Source organism: Legionella pelazae (genome assembly GCF_052527395.1).
The window spans coordinates 1-21564 of sequence record NZ_JBNVZS010000011.1 but is presented as its reverse complement, the minus strand read 5'-3'; the positions used below and the strand labels follow the sequence as shown (position 1 = coordinate 21564).

Sequence of the window (21564 nt, the reverse complement as noted above, 5' to 3'; positions counted from 1 at the left end):
TGCTTATCCTAATTAACGTGAGCTCGATATGAGGCTAGTTAATTATAAATAGGATTAAATTATGCCATTAAAAATGACTTTTCTTGGAACAGGGTCAGCATTTACTGTAGGAGAGGATAACTTTCAGTCAAATGTCCTGTTGGAAAGTAATGGTGATTCATTATTAATTGATGCAGGTTCTGATTTACGTCATTCACTTTTTGCATTAAATCGTAATTATTATGATATTCGTAATATTTATATTACTCATTTACATAGCGATCATATTGGTGGCCTAGAGTGGCTTGCTTTAGCCACTTATTTTGATGATGCCTATTCGGGAAAGCCAACTTTATTTGTTGCAGAAAAAATAGTGAAGGAACTCTGGAACCACTCACTGGTTGGTGGCCTAAGTACACTAGCTTATAAACAGTCCTCTTTAAATACTTATTTTAATGTGCAGGTTATAGGTCAGGAGCACTCTTTCACTTGGCAGAAAATCCAATTTAAGCTAATACAAGCTATTCATGTATATAATGACTATCAATTATTACCTTGCTATGGGCTTTTATTTTCCTGTGGCTCAACTCGAATATTTTATTCGGCCGATACACAATATAACCCTTATTTAATTCAACAATTAAATAAAGAGGTCGATCTTATTTTTCATGATTGTGAGACACAAAAAATTAAGTCTGGCGTGCATGCTCATTATAATGAGTTAATACAATTACCGGCCGACATTAAGCATAAAATGTGGCTCTATCATTATAGTAATAAGCAAAACTTACCTGACGCAAAAGCAGACGGCTTCTTAGGTTTTGTCTCTAGGGGTCAAAGTTTTAATTTTTGAGGTCATTCCCATAAGTAAACTTCAGGTATTTAAAAAAGAATCATGTAGCGGCGTTAAAGCTTAGTAGGTAGCACTATACAAAAGACCTCTGCATAACCTGCCCATCTTATGCGATTGCTGCGTTGCGAGTGTTTCTCCGGTGCTCATTTAATGTAAACTCCGCTCCTCGAAATACTTGCGTCTTGCCCTTACCTAAAATGGGCGGGTTATGCAAGAGGTCTAAAGCGTTTAATTTTCTAGAAATTGATGCAAGGTTTTTGTGAAACGTTTCACGAGCTCATCGATCTCTTCTTCGTTTATAATAAGAGGTGGCAGTAAGCGGATAACATTATCAGCGGTAACATTAAATATAATTCCATGCTCAAGACCAATCTTTCTTGCATCTGCTGCAGGTCGGTCAAGTTCGATGCCAAGCATTAAACCTCGACCACGAATTGCACACAAGCTTGAACCTAACTCTTGCATTAATTTTTCTTTAATTAAGTTACCATTACGCTTAGCTTTTTCACATAAATTATCACGTTCAATAACGTCTAAAACTGTAAGAGCAGTAGCACATGCTAGTGGATTACCGCCAAATGTTGAACCATGATTTCCTGGCTTAAAAAGATTACAAGCTTCATTACGCATTAAACAGGCGCCAATAGGTACGCCATTGCCTAGCCCTTTTGCTGTTGTTAATATATCGGGAGAAATATGATTATGCATGTAAGCAAATAATTTTCCTGTGCGGCCATTGCCTGTTTGTATTTCATCTAAAATAAGAAGCCATTCATGCTGATCACATAGTTCTCTTACGGCACGTAGATAGGAGTCATCGGCTACATAAATACCACCCTCACCCTGAATGGGTTCAATCATAATAGCGACAATATCATCGCGATTTTGCGCGATGATCTTTAATGCCTCAATATCATTAAAAGGCGCTCTTATAAAACCTGGTACCAAAGGTTCAAAGCCTGCCTGAACTTTACGACTTCCTGAGGCAGTTAAAGTTGCCATCGTTCGCCCATGAAAAGCTCTATCCATAACAATAATGGATGGCGTTTCTATCCCTTTTTTATGACCATAAAGCCGAGTGAGTTTAATGGCTGCTTCATTTACCTCAGCACCTGAATTAGCAAAAAAAGCTTGCTCCATTCCGGTAAGCGAAGTTAATTTTTTGGCAAGCTGTTGCTGTTCTTTGATTTGAAAGAGATTGGAGGTATGGAGTAATTTAGCTGCCTGTTGTTGAATTGTACGTGTAACATCAGGATGCGCATGGCCTAGGCCACATACCGCAATACCGCTTAAACCATCTAAATAAGCTTTTCCTTGCTCATCATAAAGCCAAATACCTTCACCATGAGTGAAGGTAATAGGAAGCGGGCTATAACTCGTAATTAATGTCATTACAACTCCTTTATATACAGAAAGCCGCTATTAATATTTATCTCCAAATAGATTTAAACGGCACATCTTATATTAACATACTTAACGTTGATTATTTGCTACAAACTCCCAATTAACAAGAGACCAGAAAGCTTTTACATAGTCCGGTCTTGCATTACGGTAATCAATATAATAAGCATGCTCCCAAACATCACAAGTAAGTAGGGCTTTTTGGCCTTTAGTCATGGGTGTATCTGCATTACTCGTACTAATAACTTGTAGTGCTCCTTCATTATCTTGAATTAGCCAAGCCCATCCAGAACCAAACGTGGTAATTGCCGTTTGGGTAAATTTCTCTTTAAACGCATCAAAGGATCCAAATGCCTTATTAATCGCGTCTGCAAGTTCTCCTTGGGGTTCCCCGCCACCATTTGGACTTAAACAGTTCCAGTAAAAAGTATGGTTCCAAACTTGTGCTGCATTATTAAATATGCCACCTGTTGATTTTTTAATAATGTCTTCTAAGCTTGAGTTTTCAAATTCTGTATTAATAATTAGCTTATTTAAATTTGTTACATAGGTATTGTGATGCTTTCCATAGTGATATTCTAATGTTTCCTTAGAAATATGAGGTGCAAGAGCATCCATTGCGTACGGCAAAGGAGGAAGAGTAAAAGCCATAAAGAATCTCCAGTAAAAGTTAAAGTATTAAGTTTAGCAGGATGTCTAACATATTCAATGCAGATAAAGATAAGTTATAGGACATATAATTTAACAGCTAATGTAACAAAAATAGCTTGAGTTATTCTATACTAAACTAAGAAAGAGGTATCAAATCTTCATTAAAATTCTAGTACCTAGCTTAACTTCGTAGTCAATCTTTAGTTGCGAATTGTTCGTATTTTCGCCATAATTAGGATCATTTTAATCGTAGAGGTGACTTCAGTGGATACAACGGAAACACTTAATAAAATTAAACAGCAAATTGCTGAGAATGCAGTATTACTTTACATGAAAGGTACGCCAAAAATGCCTCAATGTGGATTTTCTGCTCGTGCAGTACAGTGCATTGACGCCTGTGGCGTTGACTTTGCTTATGTTGATGTATTAGCTAATCCAGATATTCGGCAAACTCTACCTCAATACGCTGATTGGCCTACTTTTCCTCAGCTGTATGTTAAAGGTAAGTTAATTGGCGGCTCTGATATTATTATTGAGCTTTATCAACAAGGCGAATTAGAATTAATATTACGTGAAGCTGTTGCTCTCTGATTAATTTATTTACTCTTATAGATTAAATTAATTCATAGTTTTATTACTTTTATAAACTGAAGCTACGAATTTTTGTGAATTTTAAAGTAGTAAAGTGCTGTTTGCACTTAACTAAGGAGATTGAGATGACCGTTTTAGTTGGCAGAAAAGCCCCTGATTTTACTGTACCTGCTGTACTAGGTAGTGGTGAAATAACCGATAAATTTAACTTGCATACTGCCTTACTTAACAAATATGGTTTAATTTTCTTTTATCCTCTTGATTTCACTTTTGTGTGTCCATCCGAGCTGATTGCTCTAGACCGACGTATGAATGAATTTAAGAATCGCAATGTGGAAGTGGTCGCAGTATCTATTGATTCGCAGTTTACTCATAATGCTTATCGTAATACTGCTATAAAGGATGGCGGTATAGGATCTGTAAACTTTACTTTAGCGGCTGATATTACCCATAGCATTTGTCAATCTTACGGCGTTGAACACCCAGTGGCTGGGGTAGCATTTCGTGGTGCTTTTGTTATCGATAATAAAGGTATAGTTCGTTCACAGATTGTTAATGATTTGCCTATTGGTCGTAATATAGACGAATTAATTCGAATCATTGATGCGGTGCAATTTTTTGAAGAAAATGGTGAAGTTTGTCCTGCTGGCTGGGAAAAAGGAAAAGCGGGCATGAAGGCTTCTCCTAAAGGCGTAGCTGAGTATTTAACGACTTACTCTGAAGAATTATAACAAGCAAGACAACTTAAATTCTTTAAGTCCATTATAAATACCATGTTTTGAACATGGTATTTATGTCAATAGGTTACTTACCGTTAAAAATAATAGATAATTTTAAATCGTTCCAGAAAATTTTTCTTCCCATACATTTAACATGGCGCAGAAAAGATCAGCAGTTTTCTCAGCATCATAAATAGCAGAATGGGCTTCGTTTTTATCAAATGGAATGCCTGCGGCTTCTACCGCTTTTGCTAATACTGTTTGGCCATACATAAAGCCAGCCAGGGTTGCCGTATCAAAGCATGTGAAAGCATGGAAAGGGGACTTTACCTTCGTTCTTTTAACTGCTTCCTTTAAGAAAAGAAGATCAAACCAAGCATTATGGCCAACTAAAACAGCTCGCTGACATTTACTTATCTTTAAAGCCTGCTCGATAGGTGCAAATAGATTTTTCAATGCCTCTGCCTCGCTGATGGCAAATCGCAAGGGTTGAAAAGGATCAACCTGAATAAATGCTAAGGATTGTTCATCCAATTCTGAGCCTTCAAAGGGAATAATATGTTCAAAATAAGTGGCTTCTCGATCAAACAAGCCTTGCTCATTTCTATTAATTAAAACAATGCATACTTCAAGTAGTGCATTTTTAAATGGATCAATACCAGCTGTTTCTATATCTACAACCACAGGCAGGAATCCTCGGAAACGACTTTTTAAAGTTAGATTAATTCTATCTTCATTTCCTTTCATGTAAAACACTCCAAGGTAAAGTACTTCCAGCGGCTATAGGAATAACTTTCTGGTCACCCAGAGGCAAGATGTCTGGCACTTTTTGTGTTTGTTTAACAAGTATAAGTTTTTGCTTATTAATTGGATAATGATAAAAATTAGCGCCAAAATGACTCATAAAGGCATTAAGATTGTTAAGTTTATTATACTTTTCAAAAACTTGCGCATAAAGTGCTACAGCATAGGGCGCTGAATAAATACCTGCACAACCACAGGCAGTTTCTTTCATTTGTTGACTATGAGGCGCACTATCAGTTCCTGCAAAAAATTTTGGGTTACCACTTATTGCAGCTTGCTGTAGAACATGTTGATCTCTTTCATGTTTTAAAATTGGCAAACAATAATAGTGAGGCTTAATCCCGCCAGCTAATAATTGATTGCGATTATAAAGAAGATGATGTGGTGTTATAGTTGCTGCCACATTATCTGGCGTAGTACTAATAAAATTAACAGCTTCCCTAGTAGAAATATGTTCTAGAACAATCCGTAATCTTGGAAAATTTGCAATAATAGGTTGTAGCTGCTCTGTAATAAAGTTAGCTTCACGCTCAAAAATATCACCATGCACTATTTCGCCGTGAATCTGCAAAACCAAATCAAGTTGTTGCATGAGATCAAGCAGTGGGTAAAGACTTTTTAATGAGCGTGCTCCAGCCTCAGAGTTTGTTGTCGCACCTGCAGGATAAAGCTTTGCTCCAGTAATAAAAGAATAGTTCTTACTTTCAATAAGATCTTCTGGGTGAACTTCCTCATTAAGGTAGAAGGTCATTAAAGGAGTAAAAGAGTAATGTTCTGGAATGTTTAATAAAATTCGTTCTCGATAAGCTAGTAGACTGTTAAGTGATGTTAATGCAGGTTTTAAATTAGGCATTACTAGCGCACGCTCGAAATATTTAGCAGTCGCTACGACTGTATCTTTTAATGCTAAGCCATCTCTTAAATGGAGATGCCAGTCATCAGGGCGATTAATAGTTAATTGCAACATAAATCCTATTACCTAATTAATAGAGTTATTAATTTTTTATTAAGAAATAACTTTTTCCAATAAAAAAATTTCATAAATTTAAAAATTTCTATTTACTAATTTAAATTAATCTTTTATAAATTCTTATAGCATGAAGAAAAGATAATACCAAATTTTCAACAACTTGTATTTTTATTTAAATTGAAAAAGTATTTTTTATAGAATTTAAAATATGAGATTGTACATTAAATAACTTAATTTTAGTTAGATATAAATTTTAAAGATGGCGGGCAATTAATAACTATGCGCATAAAAGAAACATATATTAGCTTGCAATACCTAATTAATTAAAATTATGATGAAATTCAAGCGAAATAGTGTTGACTTTGCGAAAGTGGCGTTTGATAATTTGCCCATGTACGTTCTCGGTTAGAGCGATGATTGCGTACTGCGGTCAACACCATGTTTGGTTTGGCAATAAAAACCGGAAATTAATAATAAAAAAGTGGAGATGAAGCATGTTAAATCTAAAAAAAACAGCAGTAGCTGTCCTTGCTTTAGGTAGCAGTGCAGTATTTGCTGGAACAATGGGTCCTGTGTGCACCCCCGGCAGTGTTACTGTTCCTTGCGAAAGAATGGCTTGGGATTTTGGTGTGCAAGCATTGTACCTCCAACCTGTTGTTGATCATTACGCAGGTTTCTATTTAGATCCATTAGGTGGCCGTCACTATAATGAAATTGAGCCAGATTGGGATTGGGGCTTTAGATTAGAAGCTTCTTACCACTTCGGAACTGGTAACGACCTTAACGTGAATTGGTACCACTTTAAGAGCGATGATAACCACTCAAGCTATTTAGTTTTTAGCCCAGAAATTATAGGTACTCCTGGTACTCCAGTGCTTCCTGCTGGAAACTATCCTGTTAGCGTGAGCGCTGAGCCTGAATGGGATGCTGTTAACGTTGAATTAGGTCAACATGTAGATTTTGGTGAATTTAAAGATATTCGCTTCCATGGTGGTGTTCAATTCGTTCGTATTGAACATGAACTTAACGTTGCTGCTTTCCCTTCTCCAGTTTCTATCATCCCAGCTGGTACTGCTGCTGGCTACACTAGATTCCACGGCTTCGGTCCTCGAATTGGTGCAGACATGAATTTCAATTTAGGTAATGGCTTAGCAATCTATGGTAAAGGCGCTAGTGCTCTCTTAATTGGTGAGTCTAAGTTCCGTGATAGTGTTAATGCTTTAGGTACATTCACTGGTACTGGTTATGGCGAGAGGGATGCATTAGTTCCTGAGTTAGAAGCTAGATTAGGAGTTGCATATACTTACGCAATGCCACAAGGCGATGTGACTTTAGATGTAGGTTATATGTGGATCAACTACTTCAATGCTCAGCATACAAGCTTTACAAGCAGTGACTTTGCTCTCCATGGCCCATACGCTGGTTTGAAGTGGGTTGGCAACGTCTAATCTAACTTAAAGCTTTTTTTAACCCATCACTTGCTGATGGGTTTTTTTTTACCAAGGGAGTAAAAATGGTGAAGAAATTATCTTTAATGATACTGGGCTTATCGGTTAGTGGAATTGCCGCAGCTGGTATGTATTCTACCCCCCCTGTTCCTACTTGTGTTCCAGGTGATGTCACTGTGCCATGTGAAGCTAGTTTGTGGGATCTAGGAGTACAAGCTTTATACTTACAGCCTATCTATAATGGTAGTCGCGCTTTCTTACCGGCTCCAGAAGGCCTAAGAGCTGTTGAGCCTGATTTTGGCTGGGGTTATCGCGTAGAAGGTTCCTATCATTTTAATACTGGCAATGATATTACAATGAATTGGTTACATTATGATGTTGATGATGATAACCTGGGAACGTTTAATGGCCAATATGTGCAATTATTACCTGGCGGTTCGGCTGTAGTACTTCCAGCTACCTTTAGTGCATTTATTACTAATAAGTTAGAGCAAGTTAATTTAGTTGTGGGCCAACATGTCGATTTTGGATTATTTAAGAAAGTCCGTTTCTATGCAGGCGCCCAGTATTCTGATATACAAGCTGATGCACTTTGTACTTATAATATTAGCCCAATTTTTGCTGCTGCAATTGGTGGGGTGAGAGGTCCTGTTAATTCGGATTTCAATGGTTTTGGGCCGACAATGGGCGTTGATTACTCATATGTACTACCTTATGGATTCAGCCTCACTGCAAATACTTCGGGATCTATTTTATATGGAACAGCTCGATTTGAATCAATGAACATTTATAACAATGGTTTAATTCCAGCTTCTATATACGGTAGTCGTAAGCAAATAGTGCCAAGCATTGAAGCTAAAGTAGGCGCAGCATACGCGTATCCACTCGCTCAAGGTTTATTAAGGATTGAAGGAGGCTATCAAGCTATCAACTACTTTAATGCGCTACAAGGTCCTCAACTTACAGCTCCAACAAAGCTCGCTAGCAGTGACTTTGGATTACATGGTCCTTACTTGGGCGTTAAATGGTTAGGTAGTGCCTAACATCTTCTATACAATTTAATATCATTATAATGATTGAGTGCAAACCTTGATTAATTTAAGGCTTATGTCACTCAATCCATTCAATAAAGGGTGTATTATCTTAATTAGAGTATTTTACAAAAATCACTAGCAAATTAAATTCTAAAATAGGCGACTAAAACTCGCACAACTGGCATTATCAGGTATATAATCTACCAGCGTTTTTGTTGAAAATTTGTTTAGTTAAACAAAATATGTATAAGTCATATTTTCAGAAAGCAACAATTGGCAAGCGCAATGACAAAGAAGTAAAAAAATAAGTCAGGAGTATAGCGCGTGAAACCTAAAGCAATTATTTTGGCCTTAGCCACTATTCCTTTATCCTCAACACTTATTGCTGCCGACTCGGATCAACTGCAAGCAAAGATTAAACAATTAGAAGAACAGACAGAAACTTTACAGACGCAATTAAAGGATTTAAGAAAACAACTGGTAAATAAATCTACGCAGTCAAATAGTACTGTGCCTAGACAGCCAAAAAAATCGATAACTCATAAAAATGCCCAAGATTTATCTGCTCCCATTAATAAGTCAGCTGCTCCTGTGCCAGAAGCACAAACGGGAGCTAAATCAGGTAAAATAGTTAATTTTCATGAAAGCCATATTGTAGTTCACACTCTTGAATCGCATCCAGAGTCAATTAGTTTTTACCCAACTGCTTTAATAGCAGATAATCGAATTATTACCTACATTGCTGGAACACCTGTTGTAACATCTCCTTATTTGGGTGACAGGCCTGCTTTTGATGGCTCTGATTATATTGTCAATATTTCTAGTATTAACCGTGACATACGATTAATGCAACAACGCCGGCGTTTATTTCGTGCCTATCAGCAAATAGGCTACCCTATACCTAATATACCGATTATCGCAGTCAGCGGGAAATCAGAACCAGTTGCTACTCTAAATAGACCACGTAATGGTAATTCCCAAGGCGATTTTACTTTAGGCTCAAGTGAATTGGATGTTGCTGCAATTTTAAATAGGGATGTGGAGGCATTTATATCGATTGCTTATGACGAATCGCCGCCTAGTATAGGGGGGCCGAGAATTGCAAACTCTGCATTTAGTTTAAACTTGGGGTTTGTTAATATTGGCGATTTAGACAAATCACCTTTCTATTTTACAGCAGGACAACTCTATGCACCATTTGGGAAGTATGCAAGTTCAATGATTAGTGCGCCACTTACTATGTCTTTAGCACGTACCAAAACGAGACCTTTTATTTTAGGTTACAAATCACAAAGAGATTCTGGCCCTTATGCAGCAGCCTATGGTTTTGTATCAGATACAACGCTAGGCCATGACGGAGTAGGAGGTGTTAACTTAGGTTATATACTTGGCGCAGGGAATTTCCTAGGTGAAATAGGTGCAGGTCTAATCGGATCTCTTAATGACTCGCAAGGCATGCAAATTAATGGCTCTCCACCGTTTACTACTTTTGGCGGCTTTGGCTCGCCTACAAATGGCTCGGAGGCTGTTAAAAAAGTTAATGGTTTAAATCTACATGGTAATGTCAGTTTTGATCGCTACACTGTAACTGCCGAATGGGTAGGCGCAGGTCGCGCGTTTAGGTCGCAGGATTTAAGTTACAATGGCCAAGGAGCTAAACCGCAAGCGCTTCAACTTGAGACTGGTATGACCTTTAGAGCGTTTGATAAACCAGCATCAGTAGCAATTGGCTATCAATGGTCAAAAGAAGCCTTAGCTTTAAATTTACCCAAACAACGTATCAGTGGTGTATTTAATATCTCAATTTGGAAGGATACGGTTGAAAGTATTGAGTACCGTCATGATATCGATTATGGCGTCAATAATTATGCAAATGGGGCTGCACCACCCGGAATTATTAATGCGAATACTTTTGGAACTGGCCGAACTTCTGATACAGTTGTTGCTCAAATAGGTGTATATTTTTAGGTTACAGGAGGGACTTAAGCTTAAGGTAGCTACTTAATGAGCAGTAGATGCTCTAGAATGATATCTGCATCGGCTTAAGTCTATTTTTTACCGTTATCGCTTGTGATTCATTGAAATACTATGAATATCTTAGTTGGTAGTTTTAGGTTAATTATATAGATGGAGTAAATATGACAATTAAATCTGATCGCTGGATAGAAAAAATGGCTCTAGAACATGGCATGATTTCTCCATTTCAATCAGGTCAGATACGTGAAAATGATCGTGGGCGTATTATCTCCTATGGTGTATCTAGTTATGGTTATGATGTACGCTGTGCCGATGAATTTAAAATATTTACTAATATTAATTCAGCTATTGTTGATCCTAAGGCTTTCGATGCGAATAGTTTTGTAGATATTCAATCAGATGTATGCATCATTCCGCCTAATTCGTTCGCTCTAGCGAGAACTATAGAATATTTTCGTATTCCACGAAATGTTTTAACAATCTGTTTGGGTAAATCTACCTATGCACGTTGTGGTATTATTGTTAATGTTACGCCTCTAGAGCCTGAGTGGGAAGGGCATGTTACTTTAGAATTTTCTAATACAACGCCATTGCCTGCAAAAATCTATGCGTATGAAGGCGTGGCACAAATGTTATTTCTAGAATCAGACGAAGTCTGTGCTATTTCTTATCGAGATAGAGGCGGTAAATATCAAGGTCAGACGGGCGTGACTTTACCTCGTACATAGCACTAATGTAAGTGATGAGCTCCTACCGCCGAAGGGCTGTCTTTGGCGCATCTTGCACGAAAATAATCCGTCAAAGCCTGTCCCCATGTAGATGGGGATGCTCACATAGATAGCTATGCTGCGCTTTTTCAGAATTATTTTCATACAACCTGCACTCTCAACTCCGACCCTTCACCAAGATAGTGGCATATCCCTACTATTACGCATTAATACACTAGCTGCATATAGTTCTTTTTATTTTTAATGGATTCTAAACTATTCCTCAGCTTCTAAATTAATTTTATCACGCGAAGCGTCAACGCGTTCACGTAACTCTTTTCCTGGCTTAAAGTGAGGACTGTATTTAGCTTCAGTAACTACTTTTTCACCTGTTTTAGGATTATGAGCATTGCGTGGAGGTCTATAGTGAAGAGAAAAACTACCAAAACCTCGAATTTCAATCCTTTGCCCATTAACTAAAGCATCACTCATTAATTCAAGGATGCGGTTAATACTATCTGTGACTTGCTTTTCAGGTAGATGTGTCATTTTGGAAGCAAGGCTTGCTATGAGTTCAGATTTAATCATACCCACCTCGGTTAGCCGCGTTTTCATAGTGCTATCCCTTAAGACACAACAGTAGATAGCAGTTATCAATATCTTTAGTATAGACTCAGAACAAAATTATTCAATTTATCAATTAACTGTATCAATACTTTGCTTATTATTGCAATATAATTAACGTGAGTTCGACAAAAAAGAGCTGCAGGCTCTTTTTTGTCGTTAAACGAACGTTATCCCGTAAAATGCGTAGCATTTGTGTGGGATTCAAAGCAAAATAAACAAATTCGACATAAAAGCTATTAGATAGCTCTTATGTCGAATTCACGTTAATTAGAGGTAAATAGCTTTTTAAATTCAGGAAAACTTATTCATCTTATATGCGTTGCTGAATATAAGCATTTACAACCCCCCAGCTTACTTTAAGCGGTACAATTCTTGTTACAATAAAGTGTTTTGACGTCAGTGCCTTACTTGTTGAGATGATTAAAGTACCTGGCTTGACTTGTTCAACATGCTTGCTTATTTGCTCCCAAAGTTCAGCGATAAAAGTTGTCGCATTAATAAAAATAATTGTTCCATCTAAAATAGACGATTTTAAAAAATTTTCATGTTTTAAAATTATTTTCTTAGCTTTCTCTTGGTAAATTTCTATTTGTGCTAAACATTGTAGTTGTTTTTGAGCACACTTATGTAGAGGTAAAAATAATTCAATACCATAGCTTTTACAAATATCAAATACCATAGCGCAGGCAATCACAGCCTTACCAGTCCCGCTGCCAAGATCATAAAAGACGGTATTTGATTGCGGTTTACAAAGTGATAATAAAGCAATAAATGATTCAAACTCGATCTCGCCATACGTATATTCAATAGCATCTTGATTAACTCGGGCTGCTTTCGAAAGGGCAAAACCATTAATATCTGCGTATAATTTATTAAAGATGGGCTGATGTATATTAAGTTGAAGAGAGCGTTGCCACTTTTTTATCTTTTTATCTGGTTTATTCTGGTAAAGTAACAGCAGACTAAGACTTATTACTATTAAGACTATTAAGCTGGTTAAAATAATTAACATATTAACTTTTTTGTTGCATATAACTAGCTAATATTTTATCTTTTTCTTGATGAGAAAGCTGTGGCCAAGCTTTAATTAAAACTCGTCCTGCCTGCCGTTCATTTAACGCGCGTTGGTGACTTTCCCAAGGTGTTTCACTGCTTACATATAAACTAATTGCAAAAGCGGTTAAAAAAGTAGTAGCTAAAGCCAAGGCAATTGAGCGCCATTGGAAAGCTTTTAATAAATTAGCACTTTTACGCATAGCTAAAGTGGCTACTTTTTCAACATGAAGACAACTTTCACTTGTGACCCTACGAAAATGATCAATATCATAATCTGCTAATTGACTATTAATTTGCTCGAGAGCTTGTAAGGTATACTGCTCTATTTGATTAAGTCCTGATAGCATGAGCTTGTTAACTTCTTGTTGTTTTAAGTCTAAGTTAGCTAAGATTTTTTGGCTAGTTTTCTCTAATAGCCCAAGATGAGCTTCGCCATCTTTTAATGCTTTTTCAAGATTATGCCTTAACCTTGCAATCCCCGCATGAGTTAATATTTCTTGTAAACCTTCAAGCTCTTGGTGTAAATGTTGTAGTTGATGATTTATTTTTTTTTCTTGAATCTGGGAATGCGTTTCCAGCTCCTGATGCCAGGCCATCATCTTAGACTCAGCTATTTCAAAATAGGCAATAAATTCTCCTAAGTGACGTAATAACTCCTTTAATTTTGTTATATCAGAATCATGAAGTGTTTCCATAATTCTTCTCCTACTTTTTTATTACTGTTAACACCGTAAGGCTACTGTTAATAGCACTATGAAATTATATTTGTATCATTGTTAGATATAGATTAATAATCTATTTTTAAAAGATTAAGTCTTACTGTCTTATAGCTATGAATTATGTCTTACGATTAACTCCTTTAAAGAGAAAACGATGCTAAAACAAAATCTTGTTTTTCTGTTGATTTTTATCATTTTGGTCATGGTAAGTATGTACCTGCTCCAGCGCCAGTTTATTTATTTTCCAGCAAGAGTAATGCCAATTCGCCAATTTTTTGCCGCTGATGATATGCAGGAGGTTTATTTAAATACTGAAGATAAATTAAAGCTTTTGGCTTGGTATAAACCAGCGCAATCTGACATGCCTACCATCATTTACTTTCATGGCAATGCGGGACATATTGGTTATCGTATGCCATTTATTCGCTATTTCTTAAATGAAGGGTATGGTGTTTTACTTGTTGAATATCGAGGTTATGGAGGTAATGAAGGTAAAATTAATGAACAGGGGTTATATTTAGATGGACAAGCGGCCATTAAATTTTTACAAGAACAAGGCATCTTGCTTCCAAAAATAATTTTATATGGCGAATCATTAGGTACAGGTGTTGCCACTAAACTAGGCACACAATACAAGGTTTGTGCGATAATTTTACAATCTCCTTATACAAGTTTATCTGCCTTAGCTAGAGTCCATTATCCCTGGTTGCCTATTCCGCTCAGAGATAAATTTGATTCAATTAAACGGATTAATGAAATTACAGCGCCTGTGCTAATTCTTCATGGCAGACAAGATAACATTGTGCCTTATGCGCAAGGTCTTGAGCTCTATAATAAAGCCAATGAGCCTAAAGAATTTATAGATTTTGAAAAAAGAGGTCACAATAACCTTTGGGACAAGCAATTTTTTGATATAATTAATAAATTTATATACAAACATTGTCTTTTTAAGACTTCTTAACTATAAATTAAGTGCTAGGCTAATAATTTTATTTAGAAAATAGGCTATTTGTTTGATCTTTGATCAATTGGAACAAGCTTATAATTAATATTTTCTTAATCTTTATGAAATAAAATATAGATATATTTTTTATAAATGAGCAGGTTATGGCAACTACATTTTTCACAAGCCAGAAATTGGCTAAACGTATTTTATTACAAAGCACTGGTAAGGTTGCTGATAGTGCTTTTCGTGCCGTGGCTGCCGCTCTTATTGATAATGTATTAAATGATCGCAGAATAACCGCGAATAAACCTTTATTAGACAAAATTCTAGAGCGTTACAGTAAGTATTTTAATTTACCAGAAGGCGCAGGTTTATTAACGCCGACTGAGCGGTTATTACAGCTTATTAATAGACCAGATAGACCAGAAAAAATGGCAAAATTTGTAGCAGAGTTTGCTTATACTCTTAGACAAATCGCTATGGATCAATTACTTAAAGATCCAGAACGTTATATGCTTACGTTTCTCGAAGAAAATAAGGACAGTTCAATAAGAGATATGCGAGATCCTAATACGACGAATGGAAAAACACTCATTGCTGCGCTAGCAGATGCTCTAAGCATTCCCATTATAATTAATCCTGCGCTACCTAGAGAAAGTTTACATGCAACGCTAGATTATGGTCCTGATTCTAAGCCAAGCTTTAATACACCCCAGGGGGTGCAGATCCGCTTAGAAGGTAAAGCTTATATCCCTTATCTAAGAAACCCTGCAAGCTTTCAAACAACTTACTCTTCTAATCAAATAATCCATCCAAAAGAATCTGTGGAAAATGATCCGCCAATAGAAACTGTTCTTGATAAGATTGACTTAAAAAGACAAGATTTACTGGCTAGCTTTAAAGCACATAAACGACGTCTAGAATTTCTTGTTCAAGATATGAGTCTTATTCATGGCATGGAGGCTACTAAAGATCAGTTAATTGCTATCTATATTAGTAGCGTGAAAGATAGGAAACAATTAATTGAGAGTACTAAGTATGTTGGAACTGAGCACGGTAGCGAGCACTTCTTTGAAGTCATCCAAGACAACCAAACACAGCGTCCTATGACAAGTTCTAGTAGTGTAGTTAGTAATCCAAATGTCGTTAATTATGATAGCCACGTTATTCAAGAGCTTATTAATACATTGGCACGTGAAATGACTATTGGGCGATTAGATGAGAATTTGGTTTATGAATCTCTCGATCAACCAACCTCTCATAAACATGGATTTGGAGTTAGTTAATTAGACTAAGAAATAGCAAAGCCCTCAGCTTCCATCCAAGTATCACTCACAAACTTAGACATATAATTTCGAATCGAGTCAGGTAGAATCACTAAACATTTCTGATCTGCGCTTAATGTTTTAGCGGCTTGCAAAGCACCCCACATTGCAGCGCCGCTTGAGCCGCCAATGAGTAAGCCTTCCTCACGAATGAGACGTCTAGCAGTTATAAAAGAATCTGTGTCGTTAATTTTAATGTACTCATCAATTAATTGATTATCTAACACTTCAGGAAAGAAATCATATCCTATCCCCTCTACATGATAAGGTTTAACTTCGTGGCCTCCACCTAAAATTGAACCGATTGGATCAACACCAATAATTTTGATACTTGGATTAAATTCTTTTAAACGCTTAGCAATTCCTGTAATTGTTCCACCAGTACCAACACCAGCAACTACCATATCTAAATCGGTACCGAAATCATCAATGATTTCCTGAGCTGTACCATAATAATGGGCATTAGGGTTATGGGGATTGGTATACTGATCTAAAATATGAGCATTAGGAATTTCTTGTTGTAATTTTTTTGCTAACGAAATATGGCTATCTGGATCATTCCAAGCAGCTGCGGTAGGTGTTCTATAAATTGTTGCCCCTAGGCGTTCTAAAACGAATTGTTTTTCCTGACTCATTTTTTCAGGCATTGTAATAATTACGTTATATCCTAAAACAGCGCCTGCTAGTGCAATGCCTATTCCAGTATTGCCAGATGTAGGTTCAATTAAAGTATCACCTCGTTTGATAATCCCATCGTGTTCAGCTTGCTTTACCATTTCATAGCCAATACGATCTTTAACTGAGCCACCAGGATTGAAAAATTCACATTTTGCATACAGTTCGCAGGCCAGCCCCTCACTTAATCGATTAATTTTTATTACAGGTGTCTTACCTATAGTTGCGAGGATATTTTGATAAATCATAGTTAGACCATAAATAATGAATATAAAAATAGTATAACGATCTAAAACGTCGCCGCCTAATAAAATTATCAAATTTTTCAGTAAATTAATTCGCCAGGCGTTGCTTCTCTTCCTTAACATAAGCATCAACATCAGGTTTAATTTTATTACCATGTTTAGTAACATGCATTTTGGTTAACTCAGCTCCAATAAAAAGAATTTGAGCTGTGTAATAAACCCAAATTAAAATGACGATGAGTGAGCCTGCTGGGCCAAAAGCATTTGCAACGTGGCTTTGTCCTAAATAAACACCTAATAAAGTTTTACCAATAGTGAATAAAACAGCTGTCCAAAACGCGCCCCAAATGACATCAAGTATTGTTAATTCTACATCAGGCAGAATTTTAAAAATCATGGCAAATAAAAGAGTAATGACAGCTAAAGAGATAGCAAAGTTTAAACTCCAAGCAATTAAATCACCACCGGGTAATACCTGGCCTAAATAGTCACTCATAAAGGTAATGACTACGCTTAAAATAAGGGATACAAGTAATAAGAAAGCGACACCTAATACAATGGTAAACGATAAAAATCTATCTTTTATGATTCCCCATATTCCTCGCCCAGGTTTAGGTTCAACACCCCAAATGTAGTTTAAACCCGTCTGTATTTGGCCAAACACACCTGATGTAGCAAGTATTAAAAGAACAATACTAACAATCTGGGCTGTAATACCTGAACTAGGTTTACTAGCATTGGCAATCATCGTTTGTATAAGATCAGCACTCTCTTTGCCGACTACTACCCGAACTTGATCAATTATTTGTCCTTGTGCTGCATCATGACTATAAACTAAGCCTACCACGGAGGTACAAATAATTAAAAAGGGAGCTAGTGCAAATGCAGTATAATAAGCTAAGGCAGCAGCAAAAATAGCAATTCGGTCTTCACTATAATGTGAATAGAGATCTTTTAAAAAGTTAAAATATTTGTTAGATAACATAATATTCCCTTACGAAATTATTTTTATTTAAGTCAATGCCTTGCTATAAAGGCCAGCTCTTAATATCTCAAATGCAAGTTATTCACTAATTATCTATAATATTTTTTTCACTCTTAAAGAGATAATATGAATTATAGTTTATTCTTAATTTTACATCTGTTAACAGTAGGACTAAACTTTAAAATAAAATAATAATAAGGATGATACTATGAAAAAAAATCATTTATTTATAGGGAGTTTTTACGCTGCTTTATTCGGCGCGCCATTGTTGCTTGTAGGTTGTGATGCATTACCAGGTTTATGGGGCGATAACAATAGACCTTATTATTCAAATCCTAAGAATACTACTCAATATCAAAATAATTATAAATTTAATAAGAAGACATCGAGAACTGAAACTAGTACTCCCTCATCATCTGTTAAAAATAAAGCGGCTAATACAACAGCACGAGCAGCCTCAGATACATCTAACGACACTGATTATAATTCTGGCACTTCAAGTGCAAGCTCTGCAGCGACAACTACGCCTAAGGCAAGTGCTACAGCAGGAAGTGCTCTAGATTCGCCGGTAGTACCAACAATGACGCCCGCAGTGGATTAATAAACTTAGTAAAAATTTAACTTGACTAGACCAGTTAATTTAAGTACTAAGCTAATCTTAGTTAAGGTTTTATGTCGTTTCTACTGCTAACTAAATATTAAAGTAACGATTAACATTAATAACCAGTATAATATCCTAGATATCCTAGTAAGAAAAAAGATATTATACTGGCAGGCTATAAAGATAAAACCTTAATTGACGTAAGCACAATTAAAAATTTTAATATTAATAATTAAAACTATGAATGAATTAAAACAAAAAGCAGCCATAGCTGCGTTAGATTATATAGAGGATAATATTATACTAGGTGTAGGGACAGGCTCTACAGTCAATTTTTTAATTGAGGCGCTAGCAAAAATTAAGCATCGTATTGATGCATGTGTTGCCAGTTCTAAAGTAACTGAAACTCGCCTTAAAGCAGTGGATATTCCAGTCATTGACTTAAATGTTGCAGATGAGTTACCCCTTTATATTGATGGAGCAGATGAAGTAAATAAGCGAAGAGAAACAATAAAAGGCGGTGGTGGCGCTTTGACTCGTGAAAAAATTTTAGCAACTGCTGCCGAACAGTTTATATGTATTGTTGATGAAGCAAAAGTAGTTTCTCATCTAGGTAACTTTCCAATTGCTGTTGAAGTGTTACCTTTGGCCCGTAGTTTTGTAGCTCGTGAAATTGTAAAATTAGGGGGAGACCCGGTTTACCGCGAAGGTTTTATTACAGATAATGGTAATATCATTTTAGATATTTATAATTTAACGATTAATGAACCTCTAACATTAGAAAAAGTAATTAAATTAATTCCAGGCGTGGTTGAAAATGGATTATTTGCCCAACGTTTAGCTGATAAAGTACTTGTTGGTAGCTTAAGTGGTGTTACAACCTTCTAAAACCTAAATTACATTTATAATCAATAAATTAACCATCTTATCTAACATATCGAACTTAAATTATTTTATTTTGCTTAGTTTAAGTACAATACTCAATGATCCTGAGTTATCCTTATTTTTAATTGAAAATATTTTTCTGTTCATCTTCATTTTAAGTGAACTGGCTTGCGATAATTAAAGTTCATGTGTTATTACAACGAGTATGGTTATTATTCTAGAAATTAAAGAAGAGCTTCATTTGCATTACCATCAAATACATCAAACAGCTTAATCCTTGCCTACTTTTTCTTTAATCTATCTGCATGAAAACGTAAATGATCTTCAATAAAACTAGCAATGAAATAATAACTGTGATCATAACCATCTTGCATACGTAGATTAAGTGTGACTTCAGTTTGCTTACAAGCTTCTTGAAATAACCTCGGCTTTAACTGTTCTTGTAAAAATGGATCTTGTGTGCCTTGATCAATTAAAATAACTTGATGAGGCCATCCTCTAGCAGCGATTAATTCACACGCATCATAATCTTTCCAAATGGCCTTATCTGTTCCCAAGTAACCAGTGAATGCCTTTTGTCCCCAAGGACATTGGCTTGGTGCACAGATAGGTGCAAAAGCAGAAACAGAACGATATTGCTCTGGATTTTTCAATGCTAGAGTAAGCGCGCCATGTCCCCCCATTGAATGTCCAAAAATACCACAGGCTTCTTTATCAAATGGCGCAAATTTTTGTAAAAGCGTAGGTAATTCCTCTTGAATATAGGTAGCCATTCGATAATGCTTTGACCATGGTGTTTGTATGGCATCAATATAAAATCCAGCACCAACTCCAAAGTCATAACTGTCCTGGTCACCAGGCAAATTAATTCCACGGGGGCTAGTATCAGGAACAACAAGTGCTAAACCTAGCTTGGCTGCAACTCGTTGCGCTCCTGCTTTGGTAATAAAGTTTTGCTCATTACAGGTTAATCCTGAAAGCCAATACAAGACCGGGACTTTATGTTTAGCCGCTTGAGGCGGCAAAAAGAGGCCGAAACGCATGGTGCACTGAGCAGTTATAGATTGATGCGCATACACACGTTGTAATCCACCAAAACAAAGATGCTCTTCAATAAGTTCCACAGTCATTATAATTAGACCTCAATGTAAAAATTAAAAAGTAACTACCGTACGAATTGATTTCCCATGATGCATTAAATCAAACGCGTCATTAATTTGTTCTATAGGCATAACGTGAGTAATTAAATCATCAATATTAATTTTCCCATCCATATACCAATCAACAATTTTAGGCACATCAGAACGTCCTCGGGCGCCACCAAATGCAGAACCTTTCCATACTCTTCCCGTCACTAACTGAAAAGGTCTTGTGGATATTTCCTGACCTGCGCCAGCTACCCCAATAATAGTGGAAACGCCCCAACCTTTATGACAGCACTCTAAGGCCTGGCGCATTAAAGTAGTATTTCCAACACACTCAAAACTATAATCAGCCCCACCTTTAGTGAGTTCAATAAGGTAGGCAACTAAATCTTTATTGCCTATTTCTTTAGGGTTTACAAAGTTAGTCATTCCCATTTTTCTCGCTAATATCTGACGTTCTGAATTAATATCGACCCCAATAATCTCAGCTGCTCCAACTAAACGTGCTCCTTGAATGACATTAAGCCCAATACCTCCTAAGCCAAAAACAACTACTTTAGAACCAGGCGTAACTTTCGCCGTGTAGATTACGGCGCCAATACCTGTAGTTACACCACAACCGATATAACATACTTTCTCAAAAGGAGCATCCTCACGAATTTTTGCTACAGCTATTTCCGGTAATACAGTGTAGTTAGCAAAGGTTGACGTACCCATGTAATGAAATAATTTATTACCATTCATACTAAAACGACTGGTTCCATCTGGCATAAGCCCTTGTCCCTGAGTACTACGGATTGCCTGGCAAAGATTTGTTTTTTGAGAAAGACAATATTCACATTGGCGACACTCGGGCGTGTATAAAGGAATGACGTGATCGCCAGTCTTTACTGAAGTCACACCTGCACCAACTTCTACCACAATACCTGCGCCTTCATGGCCTAAGATAGCTGGAAATAGCCCTTCTGGATCATCACCTGACAAGGTAAATAAATCTGTATGACATACGCCCGTTGCCTTAATTTCCACTAGAACTTCACCTGGCTTAGGTCCTTCAAGATCAATCATTTCAATAGTCAGTGGTTTTCCTGCTTCATACGCTACGGCTGCCTTTACTTGCATTAATTTATCTCCACAAAATAGATATTTATTGCTAATTGTATTGAAAAAATAAGAAAATCATAAGGTAAACTTTAATTTCCTATGATTTAAATCTCTAAA

At 36.5% G+C, this 21564-nt stretch carries 22 protein-coding genes; 11 read left to right on the top strand and 11 right to left on the bottom strand.

All coding sequences use genetic code 11. The annotated features are described in order from the left end of the window. Positions 1-61: 61 nt before the first annotated feature. The gene (locus tag ACQUW5_RS11185) at positions 62-832 is read left to right on the top strand and encodes an MBL fold metallo-hydrolase (protein WP_444991337.1); all 771 of its coding nucleotides are present in this window, start codon (positions 62-64) and stop codon (positions 830-832) included. A gap of 228 nt (positions 833-1060) precedes the next feature. Here the strand turns inward: ACQUW5_RS11185 and ACQUW5_RS11180 are convergent, their stop codons facing one another. Continuing rightward, positions 1061-2224, bottom strand: coding sequence for an aspartate aminotransferase family protein (locus tag ACQUW5_RS11180; RefSeq protein WP_444991336.1), 1164 nt, complete (start codon positions 2222-2224; stop codon positions 1061-1063). 81 nt (positions 2225-2305) lie between these two features. Beyond that, positions 2306-2884, bottom strand: coding sequence for a superoxide dismutase (locus ACQUW5_RS11175; RefSeq protein WP_444991335.1), 579 nt, complete (start codon positions 2882-2884; stop codon positions 2306-2308). A 264-nt stretch (positions 2885-3148) separates the two neighbouring features. Between ACQUW5_RS11175 and grxD the strand changes: the two genes are divergently transcribed. After that, the gene (gene grxD, locus ACQUW5_RS11170; RefSeq protein WP_444991334.1) at positions 3149-3475 is read left to right on the top strand and encodes a Grx4 family monothiol glutaredoxin; all 327 of its coding nucleotides are present in this window, start codon (positions 3149-3151) and stop codon (positions 3473-3475) included. A 125-nt stretch (positions 3476-3600) separates the two neighbouring features. After that, positions 3601-4206: a peroxiredoxin gene (locus tag ACQUW5_RS11165; RefSeq protein WP_444991333.1), complete on the top strand. Its 606-nt coding sequence runs from the start codon at positions 3601-3603 to the stop codon at positions 4204-4206. A 102-nt stretch (positions 4207-4308) separates the two neighbouring features. Here the strand turns inward: ACQUW5_RS11165 and rnt are convergent, their stop codons facing one another. Together rnt and pyrC are read right to left on the bottom strand one after the other, a co-directional pair. Next, the gene (gene rnt, locus ACQUW5_RS11160) at positions 4309-4941 is read right to left on the bottom strand and encodes a ribonuclease T (RefSeq protein ID WP_444991332.1); all 633 of its coding nucleotides are present in this window, start codon (positions 4939-4941) and stop codon (positions 4309-4311) included. After that, a complete protein-coding gene (gene pyrC / locus ACQUW5_RS11155; protein ID WP_444991331.1) occupies positions 4928-5965 on the bottom strand; it encodes a dihydroorotase in 1038 nt (345 codons plus the stop codon). The genes rnt and pyrC overlap by 14 nt, the downstream gene beginning before the upstream one ends. Positions 5966-6462: 497 nt before the next feature. On the opposite strand from pyrC, the gene ACQUW5_RS11150 reads away from it, so the two are divergent. The 4 genes from ACQUW5_RS11150 to dcd all read left to right on the top strand — a co-directional run bounded on the left by ACQUW5_RS11150 (position 6463) and on the right by dcd (position 11155). After that, complete coding sequence (locus ACQUW5_RS11150) at positions 6463-7416, top strand: Lpg1974 family pore-forming outer membrane protein (protein ID WP_444991330.1); 954 nt, start codon at positions 6463-6465, stop codon at positions 7414-7416. Between the two features lie 65 nt (positions 7417-7481). Further along, positions 7482-8459: an Lpg1974 family pore-forming outer membrane protein gene (locus ACQUW5_RS11145; RefSeq protein WP_444991329.1), complete on the top strand. Its 978-nt coding sequence runs from the start codon at positions 7482-7484 to the stop codon at positions 8457-8459. A 315-nt stretch (positions 8460-8774) separates the two neighbouring features. After that, entirely contained in the window at positions 8775-10418 is a 1644-nt protein-coding gene (locus ACQUW5_RS11140; protein WP_444991328.1) for an LbtU family siderophore porin, read from the top strand. Between the two features lie 170 nt (positions 10419-10588). Then, entirely contained in the window at positions 10589-11155 is a 567-nt protein-coding gene (gene dcd, locus ACQUW5_RS11135) for a dCTP deaminase (protein ID WP_444991327.1), read from the top strand. A 255-nt stretch (positions 11156-11410) separates the two neighbouring features. Here dcd and ACQUW5_RS11130 read toward each other — a convergent pair whose 3' ends face one another. The 3 genes from ACQUW5_RS11130 to ACQUW5_RS11120 form a co-directional block, all read right to left on the bottom strand. Beyond that, positions 11411-11749 carry an integration host factor subunit beta gene (locus ACQUW5_RS11130; protein WP_444991326.1) on the bottom strand — a complete coding sequence of 113 codons (339 nt, stop codon included), beginning with the start codon at positions 11747-11749 and terminating at the stop codon, positions 11411-11413. 322 nt (positions 11750-12071) lie between these two features. Continuing rightward, on the bottom strand, positions 12072-12773 hold the full coding sequence (locus ACQUW5_RS11125; protein WP_444991325.1) for a class I SAM-dependent methyltransferase: 702 nt from the start codon (positions 12771-12773) through the stop codon (positions 12072-12074). Between the two features lies 1 nt (position 12774). After that, positions 12775-13512, bottom strand: coding sequence for a hypothetical protein (locus tag ACQUW5_RS11120; RefSeq protein ID WP_444991324.1), 738 nt, complete (start codon positions 13510-13512; stop codon positions 12775-12777). Positions 13513-13690: 178 nt separating this feature from the next. On the opposite strand from ACQUW5_RS11120, the gene ACQUW5_RS11115 reads away from it, so the two are divergent. Continuing rightward, positions 13691-14497, top strand: coding sequence for an alpha/beta hydrolase (locus ACQUW5_RS11115; RefSeq protein ID WP_444991323.1), 807 nt, complete (start codon positions 13691-13693; stop codon positions 14495-14497). A 146-nt stretch (positions 14498-14643) separates the two neighbouring features. Then, positions 14644-15768 (top strand): OTU domain-containing protein, encoded by a 1125-nt coding sequence (locus ACQUW5_RS11110; RefSeq protein WP_444991322.1) that lies wholly within the window; start codon positions 14644-14646, stop codon positions 15766-15768. A gap of 5 nt (positions 15769-15773) precedes the next feature. Here the strand turns inward: ACQUW5_RS11110 and ACQUW5_RS11105 are convergent, their stop codons facing one another. Beyond that, the gene (locus tag ACQUW5_RS11105; protein WP_444991425.1) at positions 15774-16730 is read right to left on the bottom strand and encodes a pyridoxal-phosphate dependent enzyme; all 957 of its coding nucleotides are present in this window, start codon (positions 16728-16730) and stop codon (positions 15774-15776) included. Between the two features lie 85 nt (positions 16731-16815). Further along, on the bottom strand, positions 16816-17712 hold the full coding sequence (locus ACQUW5_RS11100; protein ID WP_444991321.1) for a YihY/virulence factor BrkB family protein: 897 nt from the start codon (positions 17710-17712) through the stop codon (positions 16816-16818). Between the two features lie 208 nt (positions 17713-17920). Between ACQUW5_RS11100 and ACQUW5_RS11095 the strand changes: the two genes are divergently transcribed. Beyond that, the gene (locus tag ACQUW5_RS11095; protein ID WP_444991320.1) at positions 17921-18313 is read left to right on the top strand and encodes a hypothetical protein; all 393 of its coding nucleotides are present in this window, start codon (positions 17921-17923) and stop codon (positions 18311-18313) included. A gap of 240 nt (positions 18314-18553) precedes the next feature. Next, on the top strand, positions 18554-19201 hold the full coding sequence (gene rpiA, locus ACQUW5_RS11090) for a ribose-5-phosphate isomerase RpiA (protein ID WP_444991319.1): 648 nt from the start codon (positions 18554-18556) through the stop codon (positions 19199-19201). Positions 19202-19479: 278 nt separating this feature from the next. On the opposite strand, the gene fghA is transcribed toward rpiA, so the two are convergent. Then, positions 19480-20328, bottom strand: coding sequence for an S-formylglutathione hydrolase (gene fghA, locus ACQUW5_RS11085; RefSeq protein ID WP_444991318.1), 849 nt, complete (start codon positions 20326-20328; stop codon positions 19480-19482). Between the two features lie 24 nt (positions 20329-20352). Beyond that, a complete protein-coding gene (locus ACQUW5_RS11080; protein ID WP_444991317.1) occupies positions 20353-21465 on the bottom strand; it encodes an S-(hydroxymethyl)glutathione dehydrogenase/class III alcohol dehydrogenase in 1113 nt (370 codons plus the stop codon). Positions 21466-21564: the final 99 nt, after the last annotated feature.

What these genes read in the sequence shown, in the direction of transcription:
- ACQUW5_RS11185 (WP_444991337.1), top strand. Translation starts at nt 62, where the DNA reads ATGCCATTAAAAATGACTTTTCTTGGAACAGGGTCAGCATTTACTGTA.
- ACQUW5_RS11105 (WP_444991425.1), bottom strand. Translation starts at nt 16,730, where the DNA reads ATGATTTATCAAAATATCCTCGCAACTATAGGTAAGACACCTGTAATA.
- rpiA (WP_444991319.1), top strand. Translation starts at nt 18,554, where the DNA reads ATGAATGAATTAAAACAAAAAGCAGCCATAGCTGCGTTAGATTATATA.
- ACQUW5_RS11095 (WP_444991320.1), top strand. Translation starts at nt 17,921, where the DNA reads ATGAAAAAAAATCATTTATTTATAGGGAGTTTTTACGCTGCTTTATTC.
- ACQUW5_RS11100 (WP_444991321.1), bottom strand. Translation starts at nt 17,712, where the DNA reads ATGTTATCTAACAAATATTTTAACTTTTTAAAAGATCTCTATTCACAT.
- ACQUW5_RS11120 (WP_444991324.1), bottom strand. Translation starts at nt 13,512, where the DNA reads ATGGAAACACTTCATGATTCTGATATAACAAAATTAAAGGAGTTATTA.
- ACQUW5_RS11150 (WP_444991330.1), top strand. Translation starts at nt 6,463, where the DNA reads ATGTTAAATCTAAAAAAAACAGCAGTAGCTGTCCTTGCTTTAGGTAGC.
- ACQUW5_RS11165 (WP_444991333.1), top strand. Translation starts at nt 3,601, where the DNA reads ATGACCGTTTTAGTTGGCAGAAAAGCCCCTGATTTTACTGTACCTGCT.
- ACQUW5_RS11125 (WP_444991325.1), bottom strand. Translation starts at nt 12,773, where the DNA reads ATGTTAATTATTTTAACCAGCTTAATAGTCTTAATAGTAATAAGTCTT.
- ACQUW5_RS11080 (WP_444991317.1), bottom strand. Translation starts at nt 21,465, where the DNA reads ATGCAAGTAAAGGCAGCCGTAGCGTATGAAGCAGGAAAACCACTGACT.
- ACQUW5_RS11175 (WP_444991335.1), bottom strand. Translation starts at nt 2,884, where the DNA reads ATGGCTTTTACTCTTCCTCCTTTGCCGTACGCAATGGATGCTCTTGCA.
- pyrC (WP_444991331.1), bottom strand. Translation starts at nt 5,965, where the DNA reads ATGTTGCAATTAACTATTAATCGCCCTGATGACTGGCATCTCCATTTA.
- ACQUW5_RS11115 (WP_444991323.1), top strand. Translation starts at nt 13,691, where the DNA reads ATGCTAAAACAAAATCTTGTTTTTCTGTTGATTTTTATCATTTTGGTC.
- ACQUW5_RS11180 (WP_444991336.1), bottom strand. Translation starts at nt 2,224, where the DNA reads ATGACATTAATTACGAGTTATAGCCCGCTTCCTATTACCTTCACTCAT.
- fghA (WP_444991318.1), bottom strand. Translation starts at nt 20,328, where the DNA reads ATGACTGTGGAACTTATTGAAGAGCATCTTTGTTTTGGTGGATTACAA.
- rnt (WP_444991332.1), bottom strand. Translation starts at nt 4,941, where the DNA reads ATGAAAGGAAATGAAGATAGAATTAATCTAACTTTAAAAAGTCGTTTC.
- ACQUW5_RS11145 (WP_444991329.1), top strand. Translation starts at nt 7,482, where the DNA reads ATGGTGAAGAAATTATCTTTAATGATACTGGGCTTATCGGTTAGTGGA.
- ACQUW5_RS11130 (WP_444991326.1), bottom strand. Translation starts at nt 11,749, where the DNA reads ATGAAAACGCGGCTAACCGAGGTGGGTATGATTAAATCTGAACTCATA.
- ACQUW5_RS11110 (WP_444991322.1), top strand. Translation starts at nt 14,644, where the DNA reads ATGGCAACTACATTTTTCACAAGCCAGAAATTGGCTAAACGTATTTTA.
- dcd (WP_444991327.1), top strand. Translation starts at nt 10,589, where the DNA reads ATGACAATTAAATCTGATCGCTGGATAGAAAAAATGGCTCTAGAACAT.